15 protein-coding genes are annotated in these 18,130 nt (G+C 73.3%); 4 read left to right on the plus strand and 11 right to left on the minus strand.

Going from position 1 to position 18,130, the window contains the following annotated elements:
- Positions 1-181 precede the first annotated feature (181 nt).
- From ACFVSL_RS04020 to ACFVSL_RS04070, 11 genes are all read right to left on the minus strand, one after another.
- Positions 182-1,195 carry a putative FMN-dependent luciferase-like monooxygenase gene (locus ACFVSL_RS04020; RefSeq protein ID WP_386938703.1) on the minus strand — a complete coding sequence of 338 codons (1,014 nt, stop codon included), beginning with the start codon at positions 1,193-1,195 and terminating at the stop codon, positions 182-184.
- Complete coding sequence (locus ACFVSL_RS04025) at positions 1,192-3,054, minus strand: dipeptide ABC transporter ATP-binding protein (RefSeq protein ID WP_386938705.1); 1,863 nt, start codon at positions 3,052-3,054, stop codon at positions 1,192-1,194. The genes ACFVSL_RS04020 and ACFVSL_RS04025 overlap by 4 nt, the downstream gene beginning before the upstream one ends.
- The gene (locus ACFVSL_RS04030; protein WP_386938706.1) at positions 3,051-3,917 is read right to left on the minus strand and encodes an ABC transporter permease; all 867 of its coding nucleotides are present in this window, start codon (positions 3,915-3,917) and stop codon (positions 3,051-3,053) included. Before ACFVSL_RS04030 ends, ACFVSL_RS04025 begins: the two co-directional genes overlap by 4 nt.
- Entirely contained in the window at positions 3,914-4,852 is a 939-nt protein-coding gene (locus ACFVSL_RS04035) for an ABC transporter permease (RefSeq protein ID WP_386938707.1), read from the minus strand. Before ACFVSL_RS04035 ends, ACFVSL_RS04030 begins: the two co-directional genes overlap by 4 nt.
- Positions 4,853-4,938: 86 nt before the next feature.
- Positions 4,939-6,573: a TIGR04028 family ABC transporter substrate-binding protein gene (locus tag ACFVSL_RS04040; RefSeq protein ID WP_386938708.1), complete on the minus strand. Its 1,635-nt coding sequence runs from the start codon at positions 6,571-6,573 to the stop codon at positions 4,939-4,941.
- A gap of 67 nt (positions 6,574-6,640) precedes the next feature.
- Positions 6,641-8,095 (minus strand): NtaA/DmoA family FMN-dependent monooxygenase, encoded by a 1,455-nt coding sequence (locus ACFVSL_RS04045; protein ID WP_386938710.1) that lies wholly within the window; start codon positions 8,093-8,095, stop codon positions 6,641-6,643.
- A 126-nt stretch (positions 8,096-8,221) separates the two neighbouring features.
- Entirely contained in the window at positions 8,222-8,815 is a 594-nt protein-coding gene (gene msuE, locus ACFVSL_RS04050) for an FMN reductase (RefSeq protein WP_386938711.1), read from the minus strand.
- Positions 8,816-9,125: 310 nt separating this feature from the next.
- The gene (locus ACFVSL_RS04055) at positions 9,126-9,554 is read right to left on the minus strand and encodes a DUF2809 domain-containing protein (RefSeq protein ID WP_386938713.1); all 429 of its coding nucleotides are present in this window, start codon (positions 9,552-9,554) and stop codon (positions 9,126-9,128) included.
- The gene (locus tag ACFVSL_RS04060; protein WP_386938715.1) at positions 9,551-11,536 is read right to left on the minus strand and encodes a DEAD/DEAH box helicase; all 1,986 of its coding nucleotides are present in this window, start codon (positions 11,534-11,536) and stop codon (positions 9,551-9,553) included. The genes ACFVSL_RS04055 and ACFVSL_RS04060 overlap by 4 nt, the downstream gene beginning before the upstream one ends.
- Positions 11,537-11,626: 90 nt before the next feature.
- On the minus strand, positions 11,627-12,124 hold the full coding sequence (locus ACFVSL_RS04065; RefSeq protein ID WP_386938716.1) for a hypothetical protein: 498 nt from the start codon (positions 12,122-12,124) through the stop codon (positions 11,627-11,629).
- 94 nt (positions 12,125-12,218) lie between these two features.
- On the minus strand, positions 12,219-12,548 hold the full coding sequence (locus tag ACFVSL_RS04070) for a hypothetical protein (protein WP_386938718.1): 330 nt from the start codon (positions 12,546-12,548) through the stop codon (positions 12,219-12,221).
- A 96-nt stretch (positions 12,549-12,644) separates the two neighbouring features.
- Between ACFVSL_RS04070 and ACFVSL_RS04075 the strand changes: the two genes are divergently transcribed.
- Genes ACFVSL_RS04075 through ACFVSL_RS04090 form a run of 4 tightly spaced genes read left to right on the plus strand, consistent with a single transcriptional unit; the run spans position 12,645 to position 18,092 of the window.
- Positions 12,645-14,048 (plus strand): MFS transporter, encoded by a 1,404-nt coding sequence (locus ACFVSL_RS04075; protein ID WP_386938721.1) that lies wholly within the window; start codon positions 12,645-12,647, stop codon positions 14,046-14,048.
- Complete coding sequence (locus ACFVSL_RS04080) at positions 14,045-15,901, plus strand: glycoside hydrolase family 2 protein (protein WP_386938723.1); 1,857 nt, start codon at positions 14,045-14,047, stop codon at positions 15,899-15,901. The genes ACFVSL_RS04075 and ACFVSL_RS04080 overlap by 4 nt, the downstream gene beginning before the upstream one ends.
- Positions 15,902-15,921: 20 nt before the next feature.
- Positions 15,922-16,977: a DUF2804 domain-containing protein gene (locus tag ACFVSL_RS04085; protein WP_386938724.1), complete on the plus strand. Its 1,056-nt coding sequence runs from the start codon at positions 15,922-15,924 to the stop codon at positions 16,975-16,977.
- Positions 16,974-18,092 (plus strand): LacI family DNA-binding transcriptional regulator, encoded by a 1,119-nt coding sequence (locus tag ACFVSL_RS04090; RefSeq protein WP_386938725.1) that lies wholly within the window; start codon positions 16,974-16,976, stop codon positions 18,090-18,092. Before ACFVSL_RS04085 ends, ACFVSL_RS04090 begins: the two co-directional genes overlap by 4 nt.
- The last annotated feature ends 38 nt before the right edge of the window (positions 18,093-18,130 follow it).

Consider the following 18,130-nt stretch of genomic DNA (forward strand, 5'->3'; position numbering starts at 1 on the left):
CATGTGGTCGTGTGGTCGCACCCGGTGTGGCCACGTCGTCATGTGGTCGCGGCCGGTGTGGTCATGTGGTCGTGTGGTCGCGGCCGGCGTGGTCATGTGGTCATGTGGTCGCTCTCACGGAAGGGGCCATTCCCGCCCCGGACGGGTCGGCGAGGCGGACTCGCTCGCGGACCGCGCCGAGTCAGCGGGCGAGCGCGGGTGCGCTCGCACCCCAGCCGAGCGCCGGCGCGACCTCGCGAGCGATGAGCTCGATCGAGCGCAGCACGAGCTCGTGCGGCGGATCGACCGAGTGCACCTGGAACGCGACCTCGCTCGCCTGCGCGGCGACCGCGTCGCGCGAGAGCGACTCGATCACCTCGTCGACCGTGCCGACGTGCGTGTCGTAGGCGGCGATGAGGTCGTCGAGGGTGTCGCCGTTCGGCGCCTGGCCCATGCGGGTGAAGCCCACGGCGGCACGGCGCAGTCCGATCTCGGCGTAGCGCCGGGCCTCGTCGCGCGAGTCGGCGACGAAGAGCGTGCGCGAGGCGAGGATGCGTGGCGGCACGCCGTGCGGCAGCGCCTCGAGGTACGCGTCGACGACCGGCTGCTGCACGTCCGAGAGGCTCGCGCGCGGAGCATCCGCCGCTCTCGGCTGGGTGCGCGAGAGCATCAGGCCGTGACCGGCGCGACCGGCGCGCGTGCCGCCGAACGGCGAGAACGTCGCCTGCCAGACGCGGCCCAGCAGGTCGCGCCCCGGCGGTTGCAGCCGATTGGCGTCGTCGCCGAGCGCGCCGCCCGCGAGCGCCGCGACGAGCGAGTCGATCTTCTCGCCGAAGACGCGGCCCCGGTCCTCCGAGCGTTCGCCGAAGGCGAGGAAGGAGGCGGGCGTCGACCCCGAGCCGAGTCCGAGCTCGGCGCGGCCTCCCGACACCAGGTCGAGCACGACCGCGTCCTCGGCGACCCGGACGGGGTCTTCGAGGGGCAGCGTGACGACCCCCGTGCCGAGCCGGATGCGCGAGGTCTGCGCGGCGACGTGCGCGAGGAACACGAACGGCGACGGCAGCCCGCCCTCGGCGGCGTGGAAGTGGTGCTGCGCGACCCAGGCCGAGTCGAAGCCGTGGCGCTCGGCCGCGACGATCTGCTCGTTCGCGATGCGGTAGCGCTCGGCGGCGCCGGCGTCGTCGAGCAGGCGGGTGAAGAATCCGATGCGGGTCATGCGAGGGCCTTTCCTGAGGAGACGGCGAGGGCGACGTCGGTCGAGTCGTCGGCCGGGTCGCGGGGGTCGTGCGCGGCGGCGGCGGCGCGGGCGTCGTGCGCGGCGGCGGCGTCGCGGGCGTCGGCGGAGCCGGGCCCATGCCCGTGCCCGCGCCCGAGCCCGGGCCCGGGCGCGCCGTCCGCGTCGAACGGCGGCACCGCCCGCCGCGGCACCGCGTCGAGGAGCTCGCGCGTGTACTCGTGCTGCGGCGCGTCGAAGACCTGCTCGGTCGCGCCCTGCTCGACGACCCGCCCGCGCCGCATCACCGAGACCGAGTGGCTGATGCGGGCGACGACGGCGAGGTCGTGCGAGATGAACAGGTAACTGAGCCCGAGCTCCTCCTGCAGGCGCTCGAGGAGCTCGAGGATGCGGGCCTGCACGGTCACGTCGAGGGCCGACACGGCCTCGTCGAGGATGACGAGCTCGGGCTCGGGTGCGAGCGCCCGGGCGATCGCGACGCGCTGGCGCTGCCCGCCCGAGAGCTCGGCGGGGCGCCGCCCGCCGACGTCGGCCGGCAGCGCCACCCGCTCGATCAGGTCGCGGGCGGTCTCCGCACGGCTCCGCCGGTCGCCGATGCCGAAGTTGCGCAGCGGCTCGGCGATGATCTCGGCGACCGTCTGCCGGGGGTCGAGCGAGGCGAAGGGGTTCTGGTAGACGAGCTGCACCCGCCGTCGGAACTCCCGCTTGGCGGCACCCGCCAGCGCCGTCACGTCGAGCGACGGGGCGCCGCCGCGGGCGCCGAGCGCGACCGTGCCCGAGTCGGGCTCGACGAAGCGCGCGATGATCCGGGCCGTCGTGGTCTTGCCCGAGCCCGACTCCCCCACGATGGCGTGGGTCGTGCCGCGCAGCACCTGGAACGACACCTCGTCGACGGCCCGGAACGGTTCGCGCCCGCGCCCGAGCGAGAACTCCTTCACGAGCCCGGATGCCTCGAGCACGAACGGGTTCTCGGCCGCGGCGACCCCGGGGTCCCGCAGGAACAGCGGCGGACGGGGGTGGCGGAACGGATGCTCGGCGAGGCCAGGGGCATCCGCCAGCAAGCGACGCGTGTACGCCTCGACCGGAGCGTCGATGAGCCGCCCTGTGGCGCCCTGCTCGACGACGCGGCCGTGCTGCATGACGACGACGCGTTCGGCCCGCTCGGCGGCGACGCCGAGGTCGTGGGTGACGAGCAGCACCGCGGTGCCGTGCTCGCGGCGCAGCTCGTCGATGAGGTCGAGGATGCGCCGCTGCACGGTGACGTCGAGCGCGCTCGTCGGCTCGTCGGCGATCACGAGCTCGGGCTCGAGCGCGACCGCGTTCGCGATGAGCACCCGCTGGCGCATGCCGCCCGACAGCTCGTGCGGATACTGCCGCGCCCGCAGCGCCGGATCGTCGAGCCCCACCCGGTCGAGCAGTTCCAGCACGCGGGCGCGGATGCTGCGGCGGTCGCCGCGCCCGTGGATGCGGAAGGTGTCGGCGAGCTGCACGCCGATCGGCCGCACGGGGTTGAGCGACGAGACCGGATCCTGCGGGATGTAGCCGATGCGCGCGCCGCGCACCGACTCGAGCCGTCGATCGCTCCAGCCGGCGAGGTCGGTGCCCGAGAGGCGGATCGCGCCGCCCTCGATGCGGCCGCCGCCGGGCAGCAGGCCCAGCACGGCGCTCGAGGTCGTCGTCTTGCCCGAGCCCGACTCGCCGACGAGGGCGACGACCTCGCCGGGCGCCACCTCGAACGACACGTCGTGCACGACGCGGCGGAGTCCGTCGCGGCCGGCGTAGGCGACGTCGAGGTGCTCGATCGCGAGCAGCGGCGCGTTCGGGTCCGGGTTCGCGGTCATCGGGTCCTCCCGAGGGCGTGGCTGATGCGGTTGGCGCTGAGCACGACGGCGACGACGACGAGCCCGGGCAGCACGGTGAGCCACCACGAGGTCGCGACGTAGTTGCGCCCCTCGGCGATGAGCAGGCCCCACTCGGGCGTCGGCGGCGGCGCGCCGTAGCCGAGGAACCCGAGGGTCGAGATGGCGAGGATCGCCGTGCCGAACTGCAGCGCCGCGAGCCCGACGACCGAGGTGAGCGAGTTCGGCAGCACGTGCCGGAACAGCACGGTGTGCAGCCGCGCGCCCGAGCCGATCGCGGCCTCGACGTAGTCGGCCTGGCGAACCCGCACGACCTCCGAGCGCGAGAGCCGGGCGAAGGCGGCGATGGAGCCGACGCCGACCGCGATCGCCGCGTTCACCGTGCCGAAGCCGAGCAGGATGATGATGCTGAGCGCGAGCAGCAGGCCCGGGATCGCGAGCAGCACGTCGACGAGCCGCATGACGACGGCGTCGACCGCCCCGCCGAGGGAGCCCGCGAGCACCCCGAGCAGTGTGCCGCCCACGAGTCCGACGGTGACGGCGACGAACGCGCCCGAGAGCGAGTGCACGGCCCCGTGGACGACCCGGGTGAAGAGGTCGCGGCCGATCGCGTCGGTGCCGAAGAGGTGCGCCGCACTCGGCGCCTGCAGCTTGTCGGCGGGCACCCCGGCGAGCGGGTCCTGCCCGGTGAACAGCCACGGCACGAGCGCCCACGCGATCGCCACGGCGATCACGATCCACGCGACCACGAGCCCGGGCCGGATGCCCCGGAGCCGGCGTCGCACGTCGGCCGATGCCCGGGCGGCGCTCGCCGCCCCCGGCCGTTCGAGCACGTCGGCGCTCATGCCGCCACCGCCTTCCGTTTGAGCCGGGGATCGAGGATCGGGTACACGAGGTCCACGGCGAGGTTCACGACGACGAACACGAGCGCGGCGAGGATGACGATCGCCTGCAGCACCGCGACGTCCTGGTTGGCGACGGCCTGCTCGGTGAGCCGGCCGATGCCCGCCCGTCCGAAGACCGTCTCGGTGACGACCGCGCCGCCGATGAGTTCGCCGATGAGCACGCCGGCGATCGTGATCGTCGGCAGCGTCGCGTTGCGCGCGACGTCGCGCCAGAGCACGCGCGCCGGGCTCGCGCCCTTCGCCCGCACGACCGCGACGAACGGCGACAGCTGCACCTCGTCGATCGCCCGGGCGAGGATCTGCGCGAGCGGCGCCGAGATCGGGATGGCGAGGGTGAGGACCGGCAGGATCAGCGCCTGCACTGGGTCGGCGCCGATGACCGGCACGAGCCGGAGCTGGAACGAGAACACCTGGATCAGCACGATGCCGAGCCAGAACACCGGCACCGACACGAAGACGCCCGGCAGCGAGCGCAGCGCCTGCCGCAGCCAGCCGAACGGGGCGAGCGTCGAGAGGAACGCCAGCACCACCGCGAGCACGACCGCGACGAGGAACCCGAGCCCGGCGAGCACGAGGGTCTCGGGCAGCGCCGTGCCGATGAGCTCGTGCACCGGGGTGCCGTACTGCACCGAGGTGCCGAAGTCGCCCGCGAGGAACCCGGCGACGGTGTGCAGGTACTGCTGCCAGACCGGCACGTCGGCGCCGTAGCTCCGGCGGATCTCGGCGATCTGCTCGGGCGAGAGCCCCAGCTCGGGGCTCTCGAACTTGATCAGGATCGCGTCGCCCGGCAGCGCCTGCAGCAGCACGAACGTCGCCGTGAACGCGATCGCGAGCACGAGGAGCGCCTGTCCTGAGCGGCGTGCGAGGTAGGCCATCGTCCTCTCCTTCCGGTTCTGTTCGCGTGAGGGGGCCGCGGCGGTCGAGCGGCCTTCGTGGGGCCGCCCGACCGCCGAGCGCTTCGCTACTGCTTCGCGACCCAGGTGTCGTAGAACAGCGGACGGGCGACCGCCTCGGTCGTGAAGCCGTGCACGTACGGCGCGGCGCCGTAGACCTGCGGTTCCTCGAAGAGCGGGATCACGTACGCCTGCTCGGTGAGGTAGTCCTGCACGGCGACGGAGGCCTCGTCGCGCTTCGCGGGGTCGGGCTCGGATGCCACGGCGAGCAGCAGCTCGTCGAGCTTCGCGTCGTCGGAGAGCAGGGTGTTGCGGTTCTTCGTGAAGTACTGGCTCTTGATCACGTCGTTGTCGGCGCGCCCGACCATCGAGTGGTAGAGCGGCGTCTTCAGCGGATCGAGGATGTCCTCGGCGTAGCTGCCCGCGTCGGCCGCCTTCACCTCGAGCTCGACGCCGATCTTCGCGAGCTGCTGGCTCACGAGCTCGAGCGTCTGCTTCGAGAGCGGCTGCGGCTTGGCCTCGTAGACGGTGAGCGAGAGCCGCTCGCCGTCCTTCTCGCGGATGCCGTCGGCGCCGGGCGTCCACCCGGCCTCGTCGAGCAGTTCCTCCGAGAGCTCGGGGTCGAAGGCGAGCGCCGCCGACTCGTCGGTGTAGCCCTTCGCCGTCGCGGCGAGCTGCGAGGTCGCGACCGGGTAGTTCTCGGTGAAGATCGTGTCGACGACCTCTTGGGCGTCGACGCCGTGCACGAGCGCCTGGCGCACGCGCAGATCGCTCAGCAGCGGGTTGGTGAACCGCAGCCCGAGCGAGTTGTTGACGCCCCGGGTGGGGGCGGCGACGATCTCGAAGCCGGCGTCCGCGACCTGGGCCTCGTCGAAGGCCTGCACGTAGCGGATGACGTCGGCCTGGCCCGCGAGCAGCGAGCCGATGCGCACGCTGTCCTCAGGGGTGACGATGAGGTCGATGGCGTCGAGGTACGCCCGGCCCTGGTGCTCGAACGAGGGCGGCGCCCAGTCGTAGTCCTCGCGCGCCTCGAGGTGCAGCGAGGTGCCGATCTCCTCCTCGGTGACGACGAAGGGCCCCGAGCCGACGATCTCGGTCGACGAGCCCGCGCCCCAGTCCTCGAGCTTGCGGTCGAGGGTCTCGGGCGAGACGAGCCCCGAGTTGATCGTCGAGGTCGCCTGCAGGAACCCGGGTGCGGGCGCCGAGAAGGTGAAGGTCACCGTGTCGGCGTCGACCACCTCGCTCGCGGCGTAGTTGTTGATCGCCTCGGAGACGGTGAGGCCGAGGGCCTCGTCGCCGAGCCCGTAGATGTCGAAGTTCTTCGCGACGGCGGCGGCGTCGAGCGGCGTTCCGTCCGAGAAGGTGACGTCGTCGCGGAGCTCGAAGGTGTACTCCGTGGCATCCTCGTTGACCGACCACTCGGTCGCGACCCACGGCTCGATCTCGAGGGTCTCGGGGTCCTGCCAGGTGAGGCGGGCCGTGATGTTGTTCACGATGCCGCCGTTCGGGTAGAAGCCGGCCTGCGGCGGGTAGAGCGTCGTGTGGGGCTGGTGCTCGAGGTAGGTGAGCGTGCCGCCCGTGACCGGGTCGCCGGCCGCGTCGGCCGTGCCCTGCGCGCCCTGCGCGGCGCAGCCGGCCAGCAGGCCGGCGGCGGCGAGCGCGGCGATGCCTGCGGCGATCGGTCGCGTGTTCTTCGTGGACATGTGCTGTGGGTTCCTTCGGTTCGGAAGCGTGTGATCCGCCCCTGGGTGCGGGGTGTGATCGTCGAAGCTACGGATGCCCCGCGCCCGTCTCAACCACCCCTCGACGCCTGCCGTCACCGCGGGAAACCGGCGGCAACGGGGCGTCACCCGGCGTCACGTGCACGTTCCCGGGGCGGGCCAGACCGAGGTGCTCGCGCAGCGTCTCGCCCTCGTACTCGGTCGGGAACGCCCCGCGCCGCTGCAGCTCGGGGACCACTCCGAGGGCGAACGCGTCGAACTGGGTCGGCTGGATCGCGGAGAGCACGTTGAAGCCGTCGACGGCGCCGGCGTCGCCCCAGGCCTCGAACTCGGTCGCGATGTCCTCGGCGGTGCCGACGATCATCGAGGCGTTCACCGAGGCGGCCACGACGAGGTGGCGGAGCGTCGGCGGGCGTTCGCCCGAGGGGTTCCGCCCGGTGCGCTCCGCGACGATCTCGACGAGCTCCTGGCCGGGTGCGCTGAACTCGGCCACGATCGCGGGCGTGACCGCCCGGTCGGGCGAGAGCCCCGAGACATCCACCCCGAGGAGCGTCGAGAGCTGGGCCAGCGAGCGGTTCGCGGGGAACGCCGCGGGCGGGCCGTCGGGCCAGTCCTCGGCGATCTGCACGAGCTCGCTCAGCTCGTCGGCGATGGACTGCGCGTGCTCGCGGGTCTCGCCCACGATCGGCAGCACGGGTGCGATGACCTTCAGGGTGCGGTCGTCGCGCCCCGACTCGAAGGCGAGCGCGCGCAACTCCTCGCGCACCTGCACGGCGTGGTCGAGGTCGCTCACCGCGACGAGGGCGAGGTCGGCGTTCTGCGCGGCGAACAGGCGCGAACGCGGCGAGGTGCCCGCGTGCACGATCGGCAGGTGCCCCTGCACGGGCCGGGCGACGTTCAACGGCCCCGTCACGCTCAGGTGCTGGCCGTTGAAGTCGGTGGCGTGCAGCTTCGACGGGTCGAGGAACACGCCCGCCGCGGCATCCGCGACGATCGCGTCGTCCTCGAACGAGTCCCAGAGACGGCGCAGCACGTGCTCGAACTCGACCGCGCGGTCGTAGCGCGTCTCGTTGGCCGCGTGGAAGTCGCGGCCGTGGTTGCCGGCAGCCCGCGGCTCGGCGCCCGTCACGAGGTTGAGCCCCGCGCGACCGCCGCTCAGGAGGTCGACCGAGGCGGTCGCCCGCGCGAGCGTGAACGGATCGGAGTAGCTCGTGTTCGCCGTCGCGATCAGGCCGATGCGCTCGGTGACGCCCGCGAGGTAGGTGACCGCCGACAGGGGGTCGATGCGGGCCACGAGGTACGGGTCGCGGTACTCGAGGTCGTGCCCCGTGGCGAGCCAGTCGCCGAAGAACAGGTAGTCGAGGCGCGCGCGCTCGGCGAGCTCGGCCGTGCGGCGCAGCACCGCGGCATCCCCCCTCGGATCTCGATGCGCGCCCGGATACCGCCAGCCCGACGGGTAGGCGCCGATCGCCCTGACCATTGCGCCGATGATGAGTCGTGTCATGTTTCGACCTCCCGGGCTCCGACGCTAGGGAGGGCGATCGGATGCCGCGAGCCCACCCGTCACACTCGGGAACCGGGTGTCACACGGGGACAGCGGGCGTCACATGACAGCGCGCCGGGCGCCGGCTCACCAGGTCGCGACGTACTCCGAGACGCGGTCGGGCAGCGTGCCCCGCACCACCGGCGCCCCGCGCTGCACCGCCTGGGCGATGCGTTCACGCAGCTGCGGCGAGGCGATGCGGTAGTCGACGAAGTCGCCGTCGCTCGCGTACACGCCGATCGGCAGGGTCAGCGCCTGGAAGAACGAGAACAGCGGGCGGAACTGGTGCTCGATGATGAGCGCGTGCCGGTCGCTGCCGCCCGTCGCGGCGAGCAGCACCGGCTTGTCGATGAGGGCGTACTGCCCGACGAAGTCGAACACGTGCTTGAACAGGCCGGTGAAGCTCGCCCGGTACACGGGGCTCGCGACGATGAGCAGCGTCGCCGACTCGATACGACGGAGCGCCGCCTCCGCCTCGTCGCCGAGCTCGTCGCGGCGCAGCGCCCCGCTGAACCCGCGGCCGATCTCGCCGAGCTCGATGAGGTGGGTCTCGACCTCGACGCCGGGCTGCGCGGCGAGCGCGACCGCGAACTCGGCCAGGATCTCGCGTGCGAGCACGGTGGTCTTCGACGGGCTGTGCAGGCTGCCCGAGACGGCGACGAGTGAGACGTGGTGCGACATGCCTCGACGCTAGGCACGGCTCGGGGATGCCGCGACCGCGACGGTCATACGAGGGAACGGGCCGTCACGGTGGGTCATGCAGGCGCGTCGGGCCCGTGCCGTGCCGTTGAACAGGATGAGCCGCCCGGCTCCCCCGCATCCGGGCCTGCTGAACAGCTCATCCTGCTCGAGTGGGCCAGACTCCTCGCCGTGGTCCGGCGCGATCCGGCGCTGTTCAGGCTCCGACAGGATGAGGCTCCCGGCATCGCCGCGCCCGGGGCTACTGAACGGCTCATCCTGTTCACGCGGTGCCGCGCACCGTCGCATGCGCTCAGCGAGCCGGGCGCGGGCGCCGCTCGGCACTGCGCCCGGCGGCACGCGACCGCACGAGCGGCACGATCCCGAGCAGCAGCAGCGCGCCGAGGGTGTAGCCGACGAGGTCGAGCGGGTCGAACGAGCTGCCGAAGACGAGACGCAGCGGCGGCACGGCATCGACGAGGCGCGACGGGATGCCGGTGAGCTGCAGCAGTTCGACCGCCGCCGCGATGCCGAACCCGGCGACCGCGACGACCCACACCGGCAGGCGCGGCCAGAAGATCGCGACCACGAGCCCGACGAGGCAGGCGTAGAGCGCGCTTCCGGCGAGGTCGACCACGACCGTGCGGTCGAGCAGCTGCAGGCCGAGGCCCGCGAGCAGCACGACCGCAGCGGTCGCGGCGAACGTCAGTCGCGCACGACGGTCACCCGCCGAACCGGTCACTCGTCGCGCGGGCCCTTGTGCCGGGGCTTGCGCGCCGGACGGTCGTCGCCAGCGCTCGCACCGCCGTCGCGGTCGTCACGCGGCGGCCGGCCGTCGCGGTCGTCACGACGCGGCCGGTCGTCGCGGTCGTCACGACGGGGCCGGTCGTACCGGTCGTCGCGGCGCGGGCGGTCGTCGCGCCCGTAGCGCCCTCCGCCGCGGCCGTCGCGGTCGCGGTCGTCGCGGTCTCGGCGGCGCGGGGCCCCGCGGTCGGGCCGCAGCTCGATGAGGCGCCCCGAGATGCGGGTGCCGTCGAGGCGTTCGAGCGTCTCGCGGGGAAGGTCGGCGGGCAGCTCGACGAGCGAGAACTCGGGCTTGATCTGGATCGCGCCGAAGTCGTCGCGGTTCAGGCCGCCCTCGTTCGCGAGGGCGCCGACGATCTGGCGCGGTTCGACGCGGTGGCGTCGGCCGACCGCGATCCGGTAGGTCGCCATCGGCACCCCGCTGCCGCGCGGGCGCCGGGCGGGGCGGTCGTCGCGGTCGTAGCGGTCGCCGCCGCGGCCGCGGTCGTCGCGCCGGTCGTCGCGGTCGCGACCCCGGTCGTCGCGGCGGTCGCGGTCGAAGCGCGCCGGCCGCTCGGGCTCGGCCTCGAGCAGCAGCGGCGACTCGCCCTGGGCGACGACGGCGAGCGCGGCGGCCACGTCGACCTCGGGCACGTCGTGGTGGCGCAGGTAGTGGGCGATGATGTCGCGGAAGCCCTCGATGCGCTCGTTCTGCTCGAGCGCCGCGGTGATGCGGTCGTCGAAGCGGGCGAGGCGGGTCACGTTGACGTCGTCGACGCTCGGCAGCGTCATCGGGGTCATCGGCTGCTTCGTCGTCTTCTCGATGCGGGCGAGCAGGCTGCGCTCGCGCGGGGTGACGAAGCTGATGGCGTCGCCGGTACGACCGGCACGGCCGGTGCGGCCGATGCGGTGCACGTACGGCTCGGGGTCGGTCGGGATGTCGAAGTTGACGACGTGCGAGATGCGCTCGACGTCGAGGCCGCGGGCCGCGACATCCGTGGCGACCAGGATGTCGAGCTTGCCGCTCTTCAGCTGCTCGACGGTGCGCTCGCGCTGGGCCTGCGCGACGTCGCCGTTGATCGCGGCGGCCGCGTACCCGCGGGCGCGCAGCTTCTCGGCCAGCTCCTCGGTCACGTTCTTCGTGCGGACGAAGATGATCATGCCCTCGAAGTTCTCGACCTCGAGGATGCGGGTGAGCGCATCGACCTTCTGCGAGTACGCGACGATCAGCGAACGCTGCGTGATGTTGGCCGAGGTCTGCGTCTTCGCCTTGACGGTGATCTCTTCGGGGTCGTGCAGGTACTGCTTCGACATGCGACGGATCGCGGCCGGCATGGTCGCCGAGAACAGGGCGACCTGCTTGTCGTCGGGGGTGTCGGCGAGGATCGTCTCGACGTCCTCCGCGAAGCCCATCTTGAGCATCTCGTCGGCCTCGTCGAGCACGAGGTACTTGAGCTCCGAGAGGTCGAGGGTGCCCTTGTCGAGGTGGTCCATGATGCGGCCGGGCGTGCCGACGACGATGTGCACGCCGCGGCGCAGCGCCGAGAGCTGCACGCCGTAGCCCTGCCCGCCGTAGACGGGGAGGATGTGCACGCCGCGGAGGTGCGCGGCGTACTTCTCGAACGCCTCGCACACCTGGAGCGCGAGTTCGCGGGTCGGGGCGAGCACGAGCGCCTGCGGCGTCTTCTGCGAGAGGTCGAGGCGGGCGAGGATGGGCAGCGCGAACGCGGCGGTCTTGCCGGTGCCGGTCTGGGCGAGGCCGACGACGTCTCGCCCCTCGAGCAGGGTGGGGATGGTCGCGGCCTGGATGGCGGAGGGCGTCTCGTACCCGACGTCGTCGAGCGCCTCGAGCACCGCCCCGTCGAGACCGAGGTCTGCGAATGTCGTCGCGGCGGGCTCCTCGGGAGCCGCGTCCGGGGCGGGAAGTTCTTCAGAAGTCACGCTTCAGGGTAGTCCCCGGTGCTGTGAAAGCCCCGGTGGATGCCGCGGGGCGGCGTCGAGGGGGCGGCCGGCGCGGCACGCGGCCCGCCGTCAGCCCTTGGGCTTCTTCGGCCCCTGCCCGCGCCCCGGGTGGTCGTCTTCGGGCTCGGGCGTGGGCTCGACGGTCGGCTCGACGGCGGGCTCGTCGGGCTCGTCGGCGACGGGCTCGTCGGTCGGCTCGTCGGGCGCCGTCGTGGGCTCGGGAGCCGCGGGCGTCGCCGTCGGCAGCACCGGCGGGAACGCCTGCGAGTTCGCCGGGGCGTTCGGGGTCGGCCGCGGCGTCTGGAGTTCGGAGGAGGCCTCGGTGTCGGGCGCGCCGGTGCCGGCCTGGATGACGGCGGCTCCGCCGGCGATGATCCCGATGGAGAGGAGCGCGGTCGCACCCGTCAGCGCCACCGCCCGGTGCGCGGTCACCCACCCCACCGTCGCGGCGAAGGCCGGGGCCAGCCTCGCGGCGACCGCATCGAGTCGCTTCGCGGTCGCCGAAGCGGGCTCGGCGGCGCGGCGGCCGCGCGGTCGGGTGCGGCGTTCGCCGGTTCCGTCGCTCACATCGGCCTCGTTTCGTCGTGCGACCCGCGTTCAGGGGCCACGAACGAGGATAGGCGGCTCGCGGGTCGACCGCATCCGGGGAGCGGATCGGGCGTCAGGCGTTGACGATGAGCGCGTAGATCAGCGAGCCGAACTGCTGGAGGAGCACCATCGCGCCCACCGTCGTGCCGATGGCCCCGTAGACCCGGGTGGGCCCGCCCCGCAGGCAGGCGACGATGCCGATCGCGACGGTGGCGAGGGCGAGCACGACCGAGACGGTCGTCATGACGAACGAGACGGTCGAGAACGAGGAGAAGTCGCCCGATCGGATGAGCGCCGCGTTGATGAAGATGGCGGCGAAGTCGGCGACGACGAGCACGATGCCCAGCACGAACGCGACGACGCCGATCGGTTCGAGCCGGGATGAGCGCGAGGCGTCGGTCATGGGGCCACCCTAGCGGTCGGGCGCGCCGCGCGCGAGAAGGCTCGCTCCTGCTAGTGTCATCCTGATTTCAACGTTGAAACCAGCGAGCTGAGGACGATGACGACCCGAACCCCGCCCCGCGGCATCCCGACCGACGCCGCCGCGACCGCCCCCGCGCTCGGCCCCCGCACCTGGGCCGCGATCATCCTGATCGGCCTCGTCGGCCAGCTCGCCTGGGTGATCGAGAACATGTACCTCAACCTGTTCGTCTACGAGACCGTCTCGACCGATCCCGGCGTCATCGCGTGGATGGTCGCCGCGAGCGCGATCGCCGCGACCGTGGCCACCCTCATCGTCGGCGCCTGGTCCGACCGGCTCGGCCGCCGACGCGAGCTCGTCGCGGGCGGCTACCTCGCCTGGGGTGCGGTCACCGCGGCGTTCGGCCTCGTCGGCGCCCCGGATGCCGCGGCGGAGGCCGCCCCCGTGCTGATCGGGGCCGTCGTGGCGATCATCGCGCTCGACTGCGTGATGAGCTTCATCGGCTCGGGCGCGAACGACGCGGCCTTCGCCGCGTGGGTCACCGACTCGACGGTGCCCGCGAATCGCGGCCGGGTCGACGGATGGCTCGCGACGATGCCGCTCGTCGCGATGCTGCTCGTCTTCGTGCTGCTCGACCCGATGACGCAGGCCGGGCAGTGGCCGGCCTTCTTCGCCCTCGTCGGCGGGGTCACCGCGGTCACGGGCGTCGTCGCCTGGTTCCTCGTCCGCGACCGGGGCGTCGCCCCTCGCGAGCAGCACGTGCTGCGGGCGGTCGTCGAGGGCCTGCGTCCCGCCACCGTCCGGCGCGAGCCCGCGCTCTTCCTCACCCTCGCGATCTGGTGCGTGATCGGCATCAGCTCGCAGGTGTTCATCCCCTTCGTGCTCATCTACCTGCGCTACTCGCTCGCGCTCGAGGCCTCGGCGATCGCGCTCGGCATCGTGCTCGTCCTCGCCTCGGCGCTCAGCGTCGTCGGCGGGCGCGTGATGGATCGCGTCGGCAAGGAGCGCTTCCTCCTGCCCGCCGTCGGCGTCTTCGTCGCCGGCCTCGTCGCGATGACCTTCGTGCGCGACTTCGCCTGGGTGATCGTGGCGGCGACGTTCATGATGGCCGGCATGATGGCCTCGATCGCCGCCGTCTCGGCGATGACGCGCGACCAGACGCCCGCCGACCGGGCGGGCGGCGTGCAGGGCGCCCGCATGATCATGGCGGTGATGCTGCCCATGGTGATCGGCCCCGCGATCGGCGCCGCCGTCATCTCTGGCGCGGCCCACAGCTACGTCGAGCTCGGGCGCGAGCACCCCGTGCCGGGCCCAGAGATCTTCCCCGTCGCCGCGCTCGTGCTCGTCGCCGTGCCGGTGCTCGCCGCGCTGCGGACGCGCGTGCTGCGGCGTGCCGCCGCACCCGATCCCGCCGGCGCCGACACCGGGGCCGGGGCAGGGGCCGACGCCGGGGCCGACGCCGCCGAGGAGACCCGCGCGTGAGCCGCCGCACCCCCTGGGCCGACGCCCTCGACCCCGACGCAGTGCTGCCCGAGTACCCTCGCCCGCAGCTGGCCCGCGACAGCCACCTGAACCTCAACGGCTGGTGGGATCACGCGTTCACCGCCGACGACCGCCGGCCGGCCGACTGGGACGGCCGCATCCTCGTGCCCTTCTCCCCCGAGGCCGAGCTCTCGGGCGTCGGGCGGCAGCTGCAGCCCGGCGAGCACCTCTGGTACCGGCGCACCGTGCGCCTGCCCGAGGGGTTCCTCATCGGGCGGGCCCTGCTGCACTTCGGCGCGGTCGACCAGCGCTGCCGCGTCTTCGTCGACGGGGTCGAGGTCGGGGCCCACGAGGGCGGCTACCTGCCGTTCTCGATCGACGTCACCGAGGCTCTCGCCGACGGCGCCGAGCACGAGCTCACGGTCGACGTCGTCGACCCGAGCGACACCTCGTACCACTCGCGCGGCAAGCAGGCCCTGAAGCGCGGCGGCATCTGGTACACCGCGCAGTCGGGCATCTGGCAGACCGTCTGGATGGAGTCGGTGCCCGCGCTCCACGTGCGCGAGCTCGTGCTGCGCCCGAGGCTCGACGACGAGACGATCGAGGTCGTGGTCGAGGCATCCGGGCCCGGATCGGATGCCGCGACGGACGCGAGGGACTCGCCGAGCGCGGCCACCCCGCTCGCGACCGTCATCGTGCGCGCCGACGGACGCGAGATCGCCCGGACCGAGGGGCCGGCCGGCCGCACCCTCACCGTCCCGGTGCCCGGCGCCCGGCGCTGGACCCCCGACGACCCGTTCCTCCACGACGTCGAGGTGCGCCTCGGCGACGACGTCGTGCAGAGCTACGTGGGCATGCGCTCGGTCGGCGTCGCGCCCGACGCCTTCGGCCGCCCGCGGCTCGTGCTCAACGGCGAGCCCGTCCTCCACGCGGCGGTGCTCGACCAGGGCTACTGGCCCGACGGGCTCTACACGCCGCCCTCCGACGAGGCGATGCTGCACGACCTCCGCAGCATGAAGGAGCTCGGCTTCAACGCGGTGCGCAAGCACATCAAGATCGAGCCGCTGCGCTGGTACCACCACTGCGACCGGCTCGGGCTGCTCGTCTGGCAGGACATGGTGAACGGGGGCCGCCGGTACGACCCTGCGGTCATCACGCTGCCGGTGAAGCTGCCGCTGCGGCTCGACGACCGCCGGCATCGCCGGTTCGGCCGGCAGGATGCCGCGGGGCGCGCCGAGTTCACCGCCGAGCTCGAGGCGACCGTGCGACTGCTGAGGAACTCGCCGAGCGTCGTGGTCTGGGTGCCGTTCAACGAGGGGTGGGGCCAGTTCGACGCGCTCGACGCGGTCGAACGGGTGCGCGCGATCGACCCCGACCGGGTCATCGACCATGCGAGCGGATGGCACGACCAGCGCGGCGGCGACCTTGAGAGCCTGCACGTGTATTTCCGGAAGCTGAAGCCGAAGCGCAGCTGGGGCCGCGACGGGCGCGCCGTCGTCGTCTCGGAGTACGGCGGCTACAGCCTGCGGCTGCCCGGGCACGAGTTCGGGCCGCGCGAGTTCGGCTACCGGCGCTACCGCAGCATCGACGCGCTCACCGACGGCTTCGTCGAGCTGCACCGCGACGAGGTCCTGCCCGCGATCGGCGCGGGGCTGTCGGGCATCGTCTACACGCAGCTCTCCGACGTCGAGGACGAGCTCAACGGGCTGCTCACCGCCGACCGCACGGTCGTGAAGGTCGACGCCGACCGCGTGCGCGGCGTCCTCGACGAGCTGTTCGCCGAGTTCGACGCCGTCACGGGGGCGGGCGCGGCATCCTCGAGCCCGCCCGTCGCCGCCCACCCCACCCGCTGACCACCCGAGAACGGAACCCCATGGCCCGCACCATCGTCGAGCGCGAGCTCACCGCCCCCGTCGCCCTCTGCGGGCCCGACGGCCGCCTGAACCGCGACGCCGTCGGCTGGACGCGGACGCCGCTGCACGACACCTCGGGCATCGACGGCCGCCGCGTGTGGGGCCGCAACAAGCGCTGGGAGTACTGGGCGATCACCACCCCGACCCACCTCATCGCGCTGACCGTCTCATCGATCGACTACGCGGCGGTGCACGCGATCCTCGTGCACGACCGCCGCGACGGGTCGACGATCGACCGCTCGGCGATCGCCCCGCTCGGCTCGAGCGCGACGCTGCCCGCCTCGCTCGGCGACGGGCCGGCACGCGCCCGCACTTCGGCGATCGAGATCGACCTCGAAGAACTGCCCGACGGCGCGGGAACGCGCCTGCGCGGCACCGCCGAGGGCGTGCGCCTCGACCTCGTCGCGCACCGGCCCGCCGGGCACGAGAGCCTCGGCGTCGTCGTGCCCTGGTCGGACCGCCGGTTCCAGTACACGGTGAAGGACGTCGCGCGCCCCGCGACCGGGTGGCTCGAGCTCGGCGGCGACGGCGGCGACGACGACGGCGACGACGACGGCTCGGTCGAGCGCATCGAGCTGCCCGAGGGCGAGAGCTGGGCGGTGCTCGACCACGGCCGCGGGCGCTGGCCGTACACGATGATCTGGAACTGGGGCGCGGCCTCGGGCATCGTCGACGGCCGCACGATCGGCCTGCAGCTCGGCGGCAAGTGGACCGACGGCACCGGCTCGACCGAGAACGCCGTCGTCGTCGACGGGAGACTGCACAAGATCAGCGAGGAGCTCGACTGGGACTACGACGTCCACGACTGGCTCGCGCCGTGGCGCATCCGCGGCGAGCACGCCGATCTGCGGTTCGAGCCCTTCTGGGACCGGGTGAGTGCCACCGAGCTCGTCGTCTTCGGCTCGCACGGGCACCAGTGCTTCGGCCACTACTCGGGCTGGGTCGACGCCGGCGGCGAGCGCGTCGCCGTCGACGGGCTGCTCGGCTGGGCCGAGGACGTGAGGAACCGCTGGTGACCGGGCAGGACGAAGCGGGCCGCGGGGGCCGGCTGGGTGGCCGGGCACGCCCCGGACACCGCTCGGCCGGCCCGACGCTCCGGGACGTCGCGGCGATCGCCGGCGTCTCGTACCGCACCGTCTCGAACGTCATCAACGGGCGCGTGCCGGTCAGCGGGCCGACGCGGGAACGGGTCGAGGCCGCGATCGCCGAGCTCGGCTACCGGCCCCAGTTGGCCGCGCGCCAGCTCCGGGTCGGCCGCAGCAACCTCATCACGCTCTCGGTGCCGTTCCTGTCGCTGCCGTACTTCGCCCAGCTCGCGCACGCCGTCGTCGGCGCCGCCGAGCGGGTCGGGTACGACGTCGTCGTCGACGAGACGCACGGCGATCCCGAACGCGAGCTCCGCGCGGCCTCCGGGTTCCAGACCCTCCTCACCGACGGCATCCTGCTGAGCCCGATGTCGCTCGACGACGCGCAGCTCGTCGCCGCGCGCGGGCGCACGCCCCTCGTCGTGCTCGGCGAGCGCATCCGCGCCGCGCGCGTCGATCGCGTCGTCGTCGACAGCGTCACCTCCTCGCGGGATGCCGCGGCGCACCTCCTCGCGTCGGGCCGGCGCACGCTCGGCTTCCTCGGCACGGTTCCGGATGCCTCGGTCGGCGCCGCGGCCGCCGACCTCCGGCTCGAGGGCTTCCGCTCGGCGCTGCGCGCGGCGGGACTCGAGGCGAAGCCGCACCACGTCCTCGAGGTCTCCCCGTGGGATCCGGCCTCGCCCGACGGCGACTACTCGCGCGAGGAGGGGTACGCCCGGATCCGGGCCCTGCTCGCGGGCGGCGGGCTCGACGGCCTCGACGGCCTCGACGGCCTGGTCTGCGCGAACGACCTGCTCGCGATCGGCGCGCTGCGCGCGTTCCGCGAGGCCGGCGTCGACGTGCCCGGCAGGGTCGCGGTGATCGGGTGGGACGACTCCCCCGAGTCGGCGTTCGCCGCACCGTCCCTGACGAGCATCGCCCCCGATCTCACCGAGCTCGCACGTCTCGCCGTGGCATCCGTGCTGCGACTCGTCGACGACCCGCACGCGCCGCCGCGCGTCGAACAGGCGCCGTACCGGCTCGTCGTACGCGAGTCGGCGCCGTAGCGGGGCATCCCACCCGAGTTTTTCGACGTAGTGTAGAA

The organism is Agromyces sp. NPDC058064, assembly GCF_042885275.1.
GTDB lineage: Bacteria > Actinomycetota > Actinomycetes > Actinomycetales > Microbacteriaceae > Agromyces.